This window comes from Halothece sp. PCC 7418, assembly GCF_000317635.1.
Lineage (GTDB): Bacteria > Cyanobacteriota > Cyanobacteriia > Cyanobacteriales > Rubidibacteraceae > Halothece.
Genome location: NC_019779.1, coordinates 2,264,488 through 2,279,682, shown reverse-complemented (window position 1 = coordinate 2,279,682; position 15,195 = coordinate 2,264,488). Strand labels below are relative to the sequence as shown.

The 15,195-nt window shown below is 43.4% G+C and carries 6 protein-coding genes; 2 read left to right on the top strand and 4 right to left on the bottom strand.

Annotation, left to right across the window (positions count from 1 at the left end; translation table 11 throughout):
• Positions 1–7: 7 nt before the first annotated feature.
• A complete protein-coding gene (gene trpD, locus PCC7418_RS10225) occupies positions 8–1,048 on the bottom strand; it encodes an anthranilate phosphoribosyltransferase (protein WP_015226103.1) in 1,041 nt (346 codons plus the stop codon).
• 205 nt (positions 1,049–1,253) lie between these two features.
• On the opposite strand from trpD, the gene PCC7418_RS10220 reads away from it, so the two are divergent.
• Together PCC7418_RS10220 and dnaG are read left to right on the top strand one after the other, a co-directional pair.
• Entirely contained in the window at positions 1,254–1,481 is a 228-nt protein-coding gene (locus tag PCC7418_RS10220) for a DUF4327 family protein (protein WP_015226102.1), read from the top strand.
• A 236-nt stretch (positions 1,482–1,717) separates the two neighbouring features.
• On the top strand, positions 1,718–3,664 hold the full coding sequence (gene dnaG, locus PCC7418_RS10215; protein ID WP_015226101.1) for a DNA primase: 1,947 nt from the start codon (positions 1,718–1,720) through the stop codon (positions 3,662–3,664).
• Positions 3,665–3,727: 63 nt separating this feature from the next.
• Here dnaG and metK read toward each other — a convergent pair whose 3' ends face one another.
• The 3 genes from metK to PCC7418_RS10200 all read right to left on the bottom strand — a co-directional run bounded on the left by metK (position 3,728) and on the right by PCC7418_RS10200 (position 15,128).
• Complete coding sequence (metK, locus tag PCC7418_RS10210) at positions 3,728–4,978, bottom strand: methionine adenosyltransferase (RefSeq protein WP_015226100.1); 1,251 nt, start codon at positions 4,976–4,978, stop codon at positions 3,728–3,730.
• A 233-nt stretch (positions 4,979–5,211) separates the two neighbouring features.
• Entirely contained in the window at positions 5,212–5,952 is a 741-nt protein-coding gene (locus tag PCC7418_RS10205; RefSeq protein WP_015226099.1) for an HAD family hydrolase, read from the bottom strand.
• 254 nt (positions 5,953–6,206) lie between these two features.
• A complete protein-coding gene (locus PCC7418_RS10200; protein ID WP_015226098.1) occupies positions 6,207–15,128 on the bottom strand; it encodes a pre-peptidase C-terminal domain-containing protein in 8,922 nt (2,973 codons plus the stop codon).
• Positions 15,129–15,195: the final 67 nt, after the last annotated feature.

Here is a 15,195-nt window from a genome sequence, read left to right as displayed (position 1 = left end):
AGTTTCCTTAAGAGTGGAGAAAAGCAACTAAAGCCTCTAACTTATCCCAAGCTGCACCGCTCTTCAAGATCTCCTTGGCTGTACTCATGCCCGCTTCATGAGCCCCTAACGGAACCACCCCAGCCACTTGTAGGGCTAAAGAGGCATTTAACGCCACCACTTCTTGCTGAGCGATGCTACCTTTTCCTTGTAGAACGTTAGTTAAAATTGCCTGATTTTCAGGGAGTTCTCCTCCTTTTAGAGCCTCTGTCGGCACAGAATGTAAACCCAACTGTTCCGGTTCAATCGTGGTCACTTCCACTTCACCGTGATTCAAAATGGCTAAGTCAGTAGGGGCTGCTAATCCTGCTTCATCTAATTTTTCTCGACCATGAAGGACGATCGCGCGTTCCATTCCCAATAGCTGAAAGGCTTGGGCAACCGTATCAATCAATTTACCATCAAACACCCCCATTACCTGAGCCGTAGGGCGGAGGGGATTCACCAAAGGACCCAATAAATTAAAGATTGTCCGCACTTTTAGAGTTTTCCGTAAAGGAACGACACTTTTCATCGCTGGATGCCAACCTGGAGCAAACAAAAATGTGATTCCCACCGCTTCTAGAGCCTCTTGAGTCTTTTCAATGGAACTGGTGAGATTAATCCCGAGAGCTTCTAAAACATCTGCTGACCCCACTTTACTGGATGCGGAACGATTGCCATGTTTTGCCACTTTTACCCCTGATGCTGCAACAACAAACGCCACTGCTGTAGAAATATTGAAGGTGGAAGCCCCATCCCCTCCAGTTCCACAGGTATCAATGACGGCTTCTGAATAACTGAGGGGATTTTTTTGTAAGGATTGTTGTTGCAAAACTCTTGCCATTCCCGCCAGTTCTGTCGGTGATACCCCTTTCGCTTGAATTGCTGCTAAAATCGCCCCTGATAACACAGGAGGAATGTCTTCATTGAGCCATCCTGTCATCAAGGTTGCTGATTGTTCTTGGGAGAGCGAGTGTTGATCGAGAAGTTGTTGGAGTACGGTTGACCAATCAGTAGTGGAAGTCATAGGTTGTTTGATTGAAAACCAAAGATTAACCTCATTTTGAACTGTCATTGTTCATCGTGCAATACCTTGCCAAACCACCCCCAAGTACGCTATAAATAATAACAGTGGCTTCTCTGAGCTTGTCCCCTCTGCGAGAGCGAATGAATAACAGCCAGGGAAGTTATCTCGTGGAATTTGAAAAATTTATCGTAACCGAACTGAATTTATGACTAAGCAAGTAGCTCACCCAATGGTGAAGTTGCAACGTCAAGTGCAGTCACTGATTAATTCTAAACTGCTCAAACCGACTGACAGCATCTGGAAAATTGCACTCCTTTATGGAAATGAATGGTCTTATTGGAAAAATGAACTCCTAGAGTTTGGTTTTTCCATGCAAGACCCAGTTCAAGAACTCATCGCCGTTGATGAATGGGATGAAGAGGTTAACCCCTAGGGAATTTCCTGATTTTCGTGATTGGTTCTTTGTTCTTTGTTCTGAGGTAACTTTCTAAAGAATAAATGACCGAGATTGGAATGGCGCCCGTAACATTATGCTACGGGCTTTGGCGGCAACGCCCTTTACTCTTACGAGTAATGCTATACCTAGCTTAAGTTTACTTAACTATGAGTAGATTTAAGAAGGTTAAATGTTGCACTAGAAACTCTCCATTATTTTGACCGCGCAAACCCTTGAGCTCTTCTCGCTTTCATCCTGACACGATTGAAACTGTTCGTACCCAAGCTGACATTGTTGATGTCATCTCGGACTATCTCGTGCTACGAAAGCGGGGAAAAGATTATCAGGGGTTATGCCCTTTTCATGAAGAAAAAACCCCTAGCTTCACTGTTAACCCAAGCAAACAACTCTATTATTGCTTTGGCTGTGGGGCTGGGGGTAATGTTTTTAAGTTTCTTATGGAGTTGGGAAAGCAGTCTTTTAGTGAGGTGGTTTTAGACTTAGCCCAACGTTATCAAATTTCAGTTCAAACCTTAGAACCCGAACAGCAGGAGGAACTGCAACGAGAACTTTCGGTTCGGGAACAATTATATGAAATTTTAGCGGTGGCGGGGAACTTTTATCAGCACGTTTTGTATCAGCCAGAAGGAGAAACCGCCCTTGAGTATTTAAAGACAAAACGCCAGTTTCAAGAGGAAACCCTGCACACTTGGGGACTCGGTTACGCGCCCTCGGGTTGGGAAACCTTATATCGGTATTTAGTGGAACAAAAACGGTATCCTGTGGGCTTAGTTGAACAAGCGGGATTAATTCAACAACGGAAGTCTGGGAAAGGGTATTATGATCGGTTTCGCGATCGCGCGATGATTCCGATTCGAGATGCCCAAGGGCGCACCATCGGCTTTGGGAGTCGAACCCTGGGGAATGATGAACCGAAATATCTCAACTCACCCGAAACACCGTTATTTGACAAAAGTAAGACGCTGTTTGCATTGGATCAGGCGAGAGATGCGATTCGGAAAGAAGACCAAGCGATTCTTGTCGAGGGCTATTTTGACGCGATCGCGCTTCATGAAGCAGGAATCAAACCCGTAGTCGCCTCGTTAGGAACAGCCCTCAGCGAAGACCATATCCGCCAGCTATTACGTTACACCGAATCAAAACAAATTATCTATAACTTTGATGCGGATCAAGCAGGAATCACTGCTACCCAACGGGCGATTAAAGAAGTTGAACCCTTAGTCTATTCTGGACAAGTGCAACTGCGGGTTTTAAATCTTCCTGATGGCAAAGATGCAGACGAGTTTCTGAAAAGTAATCCTGATGCAGCACCAGCCTATCGTCAGCAACTCCACAAAGCCCCTTTCTGGCTCGATTGGCAAATTAATCAGCTTTTACAGGATAAAGATATTAATCAGCCTGATCAAATACAAAAAGTTACAGAAGAGATTGTCAAGCTGTTGAATCATCTCCAAGATGTGACCCTACGAACCCACTACCTCCGCCACTGTGCTGAGTTGTTAAGTCAGGGCGATTCCCAACTCACTCCTCTCTATACGGAAACCCTTCGTAACGCCCTGAAAAAGCCTCAAGGAACAAAGAAACTCCAAAAGAAACCGACATCAGCACCAAAAAAACTTCCATCCTTCCCCACAGAAAGTCAACTTCTCGCCCAAGCCGAGGCGTTATTATTGCGGGTGTATCTTCATTGTCCAGGATATCGAGAAAGAATTACTGTCACCTTAGAAGAAAAAGATTTACTCTTCAGTTTGTCCCCTCATCGTTGGTTATGGCAACAAATTTTAAGTTTAGAAGCAACCTATGATTTTAGGGGCGATCATCAGGGAAACAATCGGCTGTTGGTGCAGTTAGAAAATGAAGTGACTCAGTTTCCAGAGTATGAGAAACAGTTAGCAAGTATTATTCAGTTACAGGAAACAACCAGCACCGATTTACAACGTCCAGGGTTAGTTTTACGCGCCGCGATCGCGACCTTAGAACAAACTGCTTGTGAGAAACAAAAGCGTTATTGTTTGCAACAATGGCAACAGCTTGATCCCAATACTGATGAAGCCACGCTGAATTATTATTTAGAACAGTTTTATGAGGCACAACAACAGTTAGAAGTGCTGAAACAACAACGCCAATTTTCAATTAATGAGATTATTAACCCCACCTAAAAGGACAAAAAACCCCTCTCTCCACAAGAGAGAAGGGTGAAGAAAAGGTTAAACTAATCTAACTTACACAGCAGCAGCTTCTTTGAGGGCTTGTTTTAAGAGTTCTGCTTTGTCAGTGCGTTCCCAAGGGAGGTCGAGGTCAGGACGACCAAAGTGACCATACGCTGCAGTATCTTGATAGAAACGTCCGCCCCGTTGCTGCGGAAGTTCTTGCAGTTGCAAGTCTTGGATAATACCAGCAGGACGAAGCTCAAAGTTTTTGCGAATTACTTCCAGTAATTTTTCTTCATCAACTTTACCCGTTCCAAAGGTATCAACAAAGACGCTAGTAGGACGCGCCACACCGATCGCGTAACTGAGTTGAACTTCGCATTTATCGGCTAAGCCAGCAGCAACGATGTTTTTCGCAACGTAACGGCTTGCATAAGCAGCACTGCGGTCAACTTTTGTTGGATCCTTACCAGAGAAAGCGCCCCCGCCATGACGGGAGTAACCGCCATAGGTATCAACGATAATTTTACGTCCAGTTAAGCCAGCATCTCCTTGGGGACCACCAACAACAAACTTACCAGTGGGGTTCATTAAATATTTGGTGTTCTCATCGGGTTTGATGTCGATGTCTTCAAAAATCGGAAGCACAACTTCTTTCCAGAGATCCGCTTTGATCTTGTCATGAACGGTTTTCTCATCAGTGCTACCACCCACCTCAGGATCATGTTGAGTGGAAAGTAAGATGGTATCAATGCGAACTGGCTTACCATCTTCATAAGCAACACTGACTTGGCTCTTACCGTCAGGGCGGAGATAGTCAAGGGTGCCATTATGACGGACTTTCGCTAACTGGCGAGTTAAACGGTGAGATAAGCTGATGGGAAGAGGCATTAACTCTGGGGTTTCGTTACAAGCAAACCCAAACATTAACCCTTGGTCACCTGCGCCAATTTGATCAAGTTCATCATCACTGAGTTCACGAGTTTCTTGAGCAGCCGTTACCCCCTGAGAAATGTCAGGAGATTGTTCATCAAGAGCCACTAAGACCGCACAGCTATCAGCAGAGAAGCCATTATCCGCATCGGTGTAACCAATTTCTTTGATTTTGTCACGAACCAAGTTCACAAAGTTGACTTGTGTCTTGGAGGTAATTTCCCCTGTCACTAGCACTAAGCCAGTGTTAACGACGACTTCTGCTGCGACACGGCTTTTGTCATCGCCAGCGAGTAAAGCGTCGAGAATGGTATCGGAAATCTGGTCACACACTTTATCAGGGTGACCTTCAGTTACCGATTCAGAACTAAATATATATTTACTAGACAAGGTAGTTTTTCCTCCTAATCAACAGTTGACTGTTTCTGAGCAACCTCTATGGACGGACAAACACAAACCAACGGTCAGAAGATTTGCCTTTTGTAGAAATCCGCGTTACCTCTGACTCGGTTGCCATCATACAGGTTACTACTATTTCAGGGTCTTTTTGATTGTTATTCCCTTTATTCATTCATAGCCACTATATCAGATTGCTGGTCATGCGTCATATATTCCAAGGAAAGTTAGGAAATTTTTAGGTCATTTAGTTGCTGAATGAAACAATCTGCATCCTCTAAATGACTGGATTTCGGATCACGCCAACAAATCCCGATCGCGCCACTCGCCCCTGCATTTTTCGCCATTTCAATATCTCCAGGGGCATCTCCCACCATTAACGCCTGATTCGGTTTAACACCCAAGGCTTCACAAGTGTCTAAAAATAATTGGGGATTTGGTTTCTGTAATCCCTCTGCACTCACGCCTTTTGCTACCTGAATATAGGGAGAGAGTTCATGACGCGCCATAAAATTTTCTACACCTGCTTGCGTATCCGCCGAGAGAATGGCTAGTTTTAATCCTGCTTCGGCTAGTGTTTGCAGGGTTTCTAGACAACCCGTAAACAAAGGCGAGGTTTCTGCATTGGCTGTAAAATGCTCATCCGCTTCGGAAAAAGCAGCTTGCGCGATCGCGCACGAATCTAACCATCCGCGCCCAGTTTCCGCAACATACGCAGCAGCAGCAATTTCATTTTCATAGCGACTTCCCACCGCCATTAATCCCACTGGATTGAGACTCGCTTGTTCAATCCCAAACGCCATTAATAAAGGCTCACCTACTCCTGGAATCTTCGCATCCAGCAAACGAGCCCGTTTTTGCCCTAACTCTCGTAAAAATTGTTCTGAATCGGCTAAAGTGCCATCTTTATCAAAAATAATTGCTGTAATATTGTCAAATTGATGCTGTTGACACTGAAGTGTAACCAAAGGCTTTCCTCTTTCCTTATTCGTCATCTTGATTGTAAGGCGGATGAGATTGCCGTTTACGGTTTCGATACCAAATAAAAAATCAAAGCACCTAACAGGGGTAAAACTAGCAAAGCTGCCACCAGAGGCAATCTAGCTCAAAAGCCTTGTCTTGCAAGGGGTTAGAAAACGGACAATGTGACAGTTGGGGTGCGGAATGTGGGCTGCAATATTATCTAGATTGCCCTTAATGAAACCTTCGCGCTTGTTTACTCCTAGATCAAGATCAATTCGTTGCCAGTATCTAAATCGGTTTCTCCTCCCATCATCAAGCTAGAAGAAAAAGGTTCATTGATTAGGTTAGCTGAGCTGAAAGAACTTTCCGACACCATTGTCTCCTCCTCTAAAGGCAGAAAAATCTGAATATGATTTAAGATAGCCTTGGCTTCACTACGAGTCGCCCCTTCTCCAACTGCGCCATTAATCAGAGCTTCACCCGTAAAACCAGCAAAGGAACGAATCGCCAGAATCCCATCCGTTAGAGCGGAGTCCGTGCCATTCCCATCCACATCGAGCATCGTTTGTGCAGACTCCAGATAACTCTCAATCTCCTCAGCAGTGTTACGGGTCGCTCCTTCCGATGCTACGGCTCCGCTAATCAATGCTTCTCCAGTGAAGCCTGCTAAAAACCGAATCACTAAAATGCCATCAGTGAGCGCGGAAACTTCACCATCGCCATCAATATCAAAGTTCACCTCTGTTAAAGTAGTGACATTAATGGTAACATAGGCAGTATTTTCCAATTCCCCATCACTGGCTTGGACTGTGAGATTAAAGATGTCTTGACCCTCCAGTTCAGCTGCATGGGCTATGGTAATGGCTCCGCTGCTTTCATCAATGGCAAAAGCATCCGTTCCATTGCCGTCAGGATCATTGCCATCACCGATAAAGCTATAGGTAATGTCTTCTCCTTCGGGATCACTTGCTGCGGGGGTAGCGCTAAATTGATCTGGTTGATTGATGTTGACCTCGAAACTAAAGGGGATGTCCTCAAATACCGGAGGTTCATTATCAGTTGCAGCTTGAGGGGAAGGTTCAAAGAATAAGGCATATGCAGTAGCATCTTCACTGCTTTCTTGACTGATTTGGAGTTGATAGACTTGACCTGGAACTGGATTAGGTGCAGTCAGTTGGAGTTCATCGGTACCCACAGTAGAACTAATGGAGGTCATTGTATCATCAGCATTAAATAGTTCTGCTTTAACCGTCGAGCTTCCGGGAATATCAACAGTAATTTGAATCGGTTGAATCTGCTCGCTGTTGACTTTAGGCAATTCAAATTCAAACCAATCTGCACTGGAACTATCCACTTGCAGTCCTGACAATTGGGTTTGAGCGGTGATTACTCCAACCTCTTCAGCTTTATTAAAACTGTTGTTTCCCCGTGCCCAGTCTTTGCCGTCTGTGGGGGTTCCCGGTGCATCAATGATTAGGAAGTATTCAGGAATAATTGAGTCTTCAGCTTTAACTAGAATCCGATATTCGCCATTGGGCAATCCCTCTAGGCTAATTTCTTGACCTGTATCGGTTTCAGTTGCAGTTCGCTCTTGAATTTGTCCCTCATGATCGGTGTAACGGAGTAAGAGAGATAAGTCTTCACCGCTAGCGCGATCATACGTAACAGCAACTTTATCCCCTGTTATTCCCGCTTCATTAGTGGTAAAGCGAAACCAATCTTGATCGGAGGGATCATGGAGATTGAGGTCTGCAAATTCATGTCCATCGCCGATTAGGGTGTGCAAGTTATGACCCCGTGCGGAAACATTGTTAGCTTCAGCCCAATCTGTTAAGAAGTTGTTGCGGTCTGTTGGCTCGTTAGCCAAGAAAGCATCGACAAAATCTAGCCAACCTGTGTTTTCAAAGAAGGCTTGATTTCTGGAGAGATACTCCTGTACAACTGCATTAGATAAAATATTATCAGCTGGTAAAAAGACCGAGAGTCCTTTAGTGTCGCGCCTGTCAGATGTTTGTGCAACAATCGTATTTTGCAAAGCACTGCTAACTGCTTGAGCAGCTTCACTGATTGAGGTAGTGATGTTGTTTGAACTGGCAATTGCGCCCACAAACTGACCTAAATCTCGATAAAATTCAAAGCTAAAGCCTGTGGGATTGGAGCCAAAGCTTGTGGCAGCTTGGCGAGCATCATAAAGACCAGTCCAATCAGAAGCTGTCGCACTTTCAAGAATCGTATCAGTAAAATGATCCAGAGAAGTCACTAATTGGTCAAATTGATTGACTTGAGAAGCAGAATGGGTGTCATTTTCAGTATTTTGCGGAACGTACTGCTGTTGATAACTGGACACAATACCAGTAGCGAGTCCTTCAGTTGTTACTTGATCAGGATTAGCTCCTAAAACCGAAAATGCTGTAGTGTAGTCGTAGCCCTTTCCACCTTCGTTTTCTTGTGAAGCTACGAAAATGTCAGTGTAATCGCTCAAAGCATAACCCACTTCTGTCATTGCCATTAGGCAAGCATCAAAAGAAATTAGGTCAAAAGTAAAATTATCACTGTTTTGAAAGCTATCAAGAGCAGATACCAACTCATCGATATACATGGAATCCTTGTTAGGATTATTTGGATTACCCTCATCATCGCCGTTAAATCCGAATAAGTCGCCACTTCCGTGATCCCACATCACCAAGGCATAGTTCTCTGCTGGAGCAGCATCTTTTGCCCAGTTTACGAAATCAACTAAGGTTTGAGAATCACCAGTATTTTGTTCACCGATTCGTTCAAAGGAAGTAACGACAGATTCAAAGTTTGTATCGGATTGGATAATTCCTCGTCCGGTATCGCCCCAAGCAGCAAGATTTCCTGTAGGATAAGGATGAAAGGTGTAGGTGTAACCATTATCGTATTCTTGGGTATAAGTTTGACTTTGATCCCATAAGACAGCAAAGTTAACCGTACTGGGCAGTTGCGATGCAGCAAATTCCATCTCGTTGATGTCCTCAAATGCAAATGGGGCGAGATCGCTAGCAGTCATATAGACCATAATTGTCCAGTCATTTTGAGCTGTCGCCTCAGCTTCTTCTAGAGGGGCATCAAGGTGGAGTTGATAGTTATTGGCAATACTGTCGCTGTTCCCAACAACCTTGGCGTAGTAAGTGCCTGCTTCTAATTCGGCCAGAGAAATGGTCTCATTATTAGTTGTGCTTTGCGATGTCTGAAGTGGTGTTGTTGAGCCTTCTTCATAAAGTTCGAGTTGTAAGTCTCCTTGAGCATGCTCAAATTCAATACTAAGTGAGTTTCCAACAGTGGATGGGCTGGTTGTTGTAAACTTGAAGAAGTCCGAATCGTCTGGGTGGATGGTTAAACCCGAAAGGCTACTAATGTTGCCATTCTGACCAAGGAGAGTGGCATTGTCAAAGTCATCATTTGGCTCAAGGTTATCGGGATTAATAGAAGTATCGGGAGCAAAAACGGAGAAGGTATAATTGGGATTGGTTGCTTCTTCGTAACCGAGAACTTGAAGTTGATAGGTTCCAGTTGCTAACCCATCCAGACTAATTTCTTCAGAATTGTCGGTACTCTCAGAACGAGCAATTTCTTCTGTGCCATTTTCATTGTAGAGAATGAGGTCCAAATCCCCTTGCTCATCGTTAAAGTCAATACGGACCACATGACCCTCTTTTCCTTCCCCTGTCGTCTCAAATTGAAACCAGTCAGTATCGGTTTCGTTGTGAATTGAAAGGTCAGAGAGAATGCGACTGCCTTCAACTTCTCGGAGATCATAGGCTTGATTGTTATTATTGTTAGGCTCTGTCCAATCTCCTGTTTCGTCTAAAGAAGGAGGAGCGCTAAGGGTCAAAGTATAGCTCGGGTGAGTTGCATCGTTAACCCCGCTAACTTTGACATAGTATTCGCCTGCTGCCAAGTTGGCTAGAGTAATGATTTCGTTGTCGCTGCGACTGTTAGTACGTTCGACTAAATATTGGTCGTATTCATTGGAAGAGATGCTGTGGGCATCAAACGATTCAAATAAGTCTAATTGTAAGTCCCCTAAGTCATGGTCAAAGCTTAGTTCGATAAGTTGTTGCTCTTGTCCATCTTGATTTAGAGTAAATTTAAACCAATCTTCATCTTCAACAGAATGGATAGAAAGGTTGGGAAGAGAGAAACGGAATTGTGTAGCTGAGGTTTTTCCACCTAAATATAGATCGAGAGGGCTAATTCCAGTCGAGCCAACTAATGATCCGATTTGTTGATGGTATGGTGAGAGAATTTGATTGCCATAATTGAGCCAAGCATCTGCTTGCTGATAATTTGAAGAATTGAGGAAATTATAGCTGGGAGTCGCTCCATTATTGGGAAAACTGAAGCCTGAGCCACTGGAAGTCGGATAATTCAAGCCAAGACTGCTGCCATAATTGAGCCAAGCATCTGCTTGCTGATAATTTGAAGAATTGAGGAAATTATAGCTGGGAGTCGCTCCATTATTGGGAAAACTGAAGCCTGAGCCACTGGAAGTCGGATAATTCAAGCCAAGACTGCTGCCATAATTGAGCCAAGCATCTGCTTGCTGATAATTTGAAGAATTGAGGAAGTTATAGCTAGGAGTCGCTCCATTATTGGGAAAACTGAAGCCTGAGCCACTGGAAGTCGGATAATTCAAGCCAAGACTGCTGCCATAATTGAGCCAAGCATCTGCTTGCTGATAATTTGAAGAATTGAGGAAGTTATAGCTAGGAGTCGCTCCATTATTGGGAAAACTGAAGCCTGAGCCAAACCGTTCATTACTAGAAGATTGTTCAATGTTTCGGAGTTCATACGCTTCATTGGGATGATCATTCGGTTCAAGGTCATCTGGTTTTGCTTCTGGTGTACCAACTACCGTTAAACGATACTCAGGATTAGTTGCACCATCTACGCCAGTAACCTTGACATAATAAGTTCCTGCCTCTTTCCCTGCTAACGCAATCTCTTCAAAATTCTTGGTAGTCGTTGAGGTAAAACGATTGCCAGTGGGGTCGATTACTTCTAAATTCAAATCCCCTTCATAATGATTGAAGTCGATGCGAACTATCTGACCCGCCACGGGAGGTTTATCGAGATTAAACTTGAACCAGTCTTGATCATTAGCTGGATGAATCGAAAATCCATTAAGTACCAGAGACCCCTGAATATCTCGCAAATCTTCGGCTTTGCTTTGGGTATCGTTGTCTTCTGCCCAGTCTGCTTCCGCTTCTTGGGGTGCATCAATAACTACAGAATAATTGGAGTTTGCCTCTCCTTCTACTTTGACCCAATACTCTCCTGCGGGTCGTTCAGCTAAGGAAATCCGTTCGCGATCGCTGTTGGAAGTAGAAGTATATTCATTTCCGTTAGGGTCAATTAAGCGTAAATCTAAATTGCCTTCGCTATGGTCAAACTCAATGCTGACAGCGTGACCCGTTACCCCTTCACCAATCGTTGTGAATTTGAACCAGTCGATGTCCGTATTATTTTCTAAGGAGAGTCCTGACCATACCTGCGTTCCTTGAACTGTTTGTAAATTTTCAGCATCATCTTGAGTATCATTAGGTTCTGCCCAATCCTTTAACTCTTCAAACGTAGGAGCATTAATGACCAATTGATAATTCGGATTAGTGCTACTATTATGTCCCTCTACTTTGAGTAAATAAGTTCCTCCTTCGTAACCTTTCAAACTCAGTTGCTCAAAATTGGTTGCGGTTTCGGAACTCTCTAGTAAGTTTGTGCCTGCAGCATCGTAAAGGAATAGGTCTAAATCTCCGAGTGTATTATCGAAAATGAGACTGACAAAATCATTGGCATCTGCATTGCCAATTAAGTTGAACTTAAACCAATCTTCATCCTCTGAAGTGTGAATGGATAAAGCATCCCAAGTTTGCAACCCTTCAACGTTTCTCAAATCAAACGCAGTATCTAATGTATCATTGGTTTCCGACCAATCTTCACTGTCGTCTTGGGGCAAATCATAGTAAAGTTGATAATCCGTTTCTGCTTCTGCTTCATCAAACCGAAAGACTTTTAGATAGTAAGTTCCTGAAGCCAGCCCTGCCAAGGAAATTTCCTCAGTGTTAGCAACTCCTTGAGAACGCTTGACCTCTTCACCGCTGTTATCATAGAGGACTAAATCTAAGTCCCCTTCACCATGAGTAAAATCGATGCCAGCGACATTGCTAAAGTTGCCTTTGTCGCTGAGTTCAAATTCAAACCAATCAACATCTCCCGACTGACTAATGGAGAGATTTGGAATTCTATTCACTCCGAATCCTAGGGGTTTAGCTTCCTCACGACTATCATTGCTTTCATAATTATCTCCAGTTGGTTGTTGTAAGGGAGCATTAATAGTCAAACTATATTCTGGATTAGTTGCCCCATTGTAGCCAGAGATTCTGAGAGTATAAAAGCTCGCTGCTTGTCCTGCCAGATCGATTTCATGGAGATCCGCAACTCCAGTCGATTCATCTATCTTAATTCCAGAATCATTATACAGTTCTAGGTCTAAGTCTCCTAATGTGTGATCAAAGGCAATAGCAGCAAAATTACTTTCTTTTCCCTGTGTTGCCAGTTCAAACTTAAACCAGTCTTCATCACTGGCTTGATGAATTGAGAGGGACTGTTGAGAGGTTTCAGGAAGTGAAAGTGTGGTTTGACCTGGCTTGACTAAAGAGTTTAGATCAGTTGCTCGGCTGCGTGTATTATTATCAGCACTATCATCAAAGCTATCTGCACCTGTTTCTGTCGGCGCATCAATTGTGAATGTATAGGGACTGAGATCGTCCTCATCAAAGCCATAAACCTGAATAAAGTATTCTCCTGCTTCTAGTGTTTCAAGGGAAATTTCTTCTGGACTGGTAGTTTTTTCCGATTTCTCTACTAGTAATAAATTGTTGGGATCAAATGTATTTTCTTCAAGTCCAGCTTCTTGATTCGTCGTGCCAGTATATTCGTAAAGGGCAAGGTTTAAGTCTCCTTCCACAGCACTAAAATCAATGCGTACGAAGTTATTGCCATTTCCAGTGTTGGCAATGCTGAAGCGATACCAATCTATATCGTTTTCATGGCTGATCGATAACTCGTCATAAATTTTTAACCCTTGAATTTGCGAAAGAGGAGTCGCTTTTTGCGCCGTATCATTGTCTGTTTCTCCAGGTGCATTGATTAAGAGGTTATAGTTGGGATTCGTTGCCCCTTCATAGCCCACAACTTGGAGGTAACCTAATTTCTGTCCTTGGAGACTAATTTTCTCAAAATTCCGAAATCCAGTTGAGTCTTTTAAGAAGTTCCCTGCACTGTCGTATAGCTTGAGATCCAAGTCCCCTTCAACGGTGGTAAATGTAATTGCAGCAAAATTTTCTCTGGTTCCTTCTCTTTCCAAATCAAACTGAAACCAATCTTCATCGGCGGTTTCGTGAATTGATAACCCCTGCCACCATTGAAGACCTTGTAACTCCTCTAGAGCCTGTGCTTCAGAGCGACTATTATTAGTTTCAAAGCGATCAGGACTCAGTTGAGTCGTTGCGCCAGGTGCAGAGATTTCTAAATCATAGTTGTTCGTTTGATCGGAATAGGAGTAAATTTGGGCATAGTAAGTGCCTGCTGGAAGTCCTGCCAAGGGAAGAGCTTCTTGATTGCTGCCATAGTAATCAGAGTAATTCAGAAAATAGCCTTGATCATCGTAAAGGGCTAGAGCTAGATCGCCTTTCCAACTCTCAAAGTTGATGGCAATATAGTCCTCAAAAGTACCAATAGCATTTGTTTCAAACTTCAACCAGTCTTGATCCGACGCGCTATGAAGAGAAAGGTCTGATTGACTATAAACGCCTCCAACTTCACCTAACGGAGAAGCACTAGACCAGTTATTATTGGCATTAGTTGCATCAAACTCATCTGGTGGTAGCGGTTTTGGAGTGCTAATGATTAGCTCATAATTTGGATTGGCGTGCCCAACAAAGCTGCCAACCTGCAAGTAGTAGTTTCCAGCAGGAAGTCCGGCTAAATAAATAAACTCAGAATCATTGTAAGTATCAACTGGATAGTAGCCTCCGTATTCATCCCAAAGCGCAACGGCGAGATTGCCAGCAGCATGATTAAAATTGATTTGTGCAAAGTGATCCCAAGTAGATAGTTCTGTGGTTGTGAAGTAGTACCAATCAACATCAGTGGGATCATCTATAGCTAAACCAGTAAGATATTCTTCACCATCGGTTGTATCTAAAATAGTTGCCTGAGTGTACCAATCATTAAATTCAGTCCCATCTGTTGCAGAAGGGGCAGTGATTGTTAAATTGTACGATGCTAAGTAAGGAGAAACATATTGTCCCCCAAAAGCATCGTAGACTCTAGCCGTGTAAGAGCCTGGAGCAAAGCTAGTGAGTGATAATGCTTCATAGTTGTATGAATTATTGTTAACGTCAGAAATATAGGGAATTCCGTTAGGGTCATACAGGAGTTGCCCCGTAGAAGGATCATATAACTCTAACACTAAGTTCACCGCAGTCGAAGTTGTAGCAATCTCGACCTGACTACTGGTTCGTCCAGTTCCCCCAATGGAAAAAGTATAGTAATCTTCAGCATCACCCCAGTAGAGTGTATCTGAGTAACCATTAACTCCTTGTAATGACCCCAAGTCATAATTTTGCTGTTCTAGTTCTAGGGTCTGTCCATCAATTTGAACCGTAACCGTATCGCCTTCTGTTTTCAGATCGCGCAGCTGCCTTTCGCTTAATGCTTTCCCTTGGACTAATATTGCAAAAATTGCACCTTCATCACCACAGCTGTCGCTTCTCCTAATTTGAGCATCAATACTGTGTCCGATCTCCTCTAGTAACACTGAAGCTACCTTCTCATAAGAACTAAAAAGTAACTCTTGAGACAAATAAATTGTGTTTATAGCACTGGCATAAGCACCTAATGCTCCCCCTAACCGAGAGCTAGGCAGAATTTCTATTTTGAGTTCTTCTAAGAAACGGTTGCTCAAAAAAGCTGAGCGTAATCGTTCTACGGTCTCTGGATTATCATGACCAAAACTGGCTTCAAAAACTGAGGTAAATTGGTTACTTTGAGCGAACTCTGTTAGTAACGTACTGGTTTGGAAAATAACTTTCTCAATTAAGTCTCGTCGCGAAAAGATAGTAGAGTTCTCAATTTTTTCCCACTGAACTTTCATTTTTCCTTAACCCATCAACTAGACATACCACTTTTTTTCACTAATAACTTCCCTCTACTCAGCATTT

What these genes read in the sequence shown, in the direction of transcription:
- trpD (WP_015226103.1), bottom strand. Translation starts at nt 1,048, where the DNA reads ATGACTTCCACTACTGATTGGTCAACCGTACTCCAACAACTTCTCGAT.
- PCC7418_RS10220 (WP_015226102.1), top strand. Translation starts at nt 1,254, where the DNA reads ATGACTAAGCAAGTAGCTCACCCAATGGTGAAGTTGCAACGTCAAGTG.
- PCC7418_RS10200 (WP_015226098.1), bottom strand. Translation starts at nt 15,128, where the DNA reads ATGAAAGTTCAGTGGGAAAAAATTGAGAACTCTACTATCTTTTCGCGA.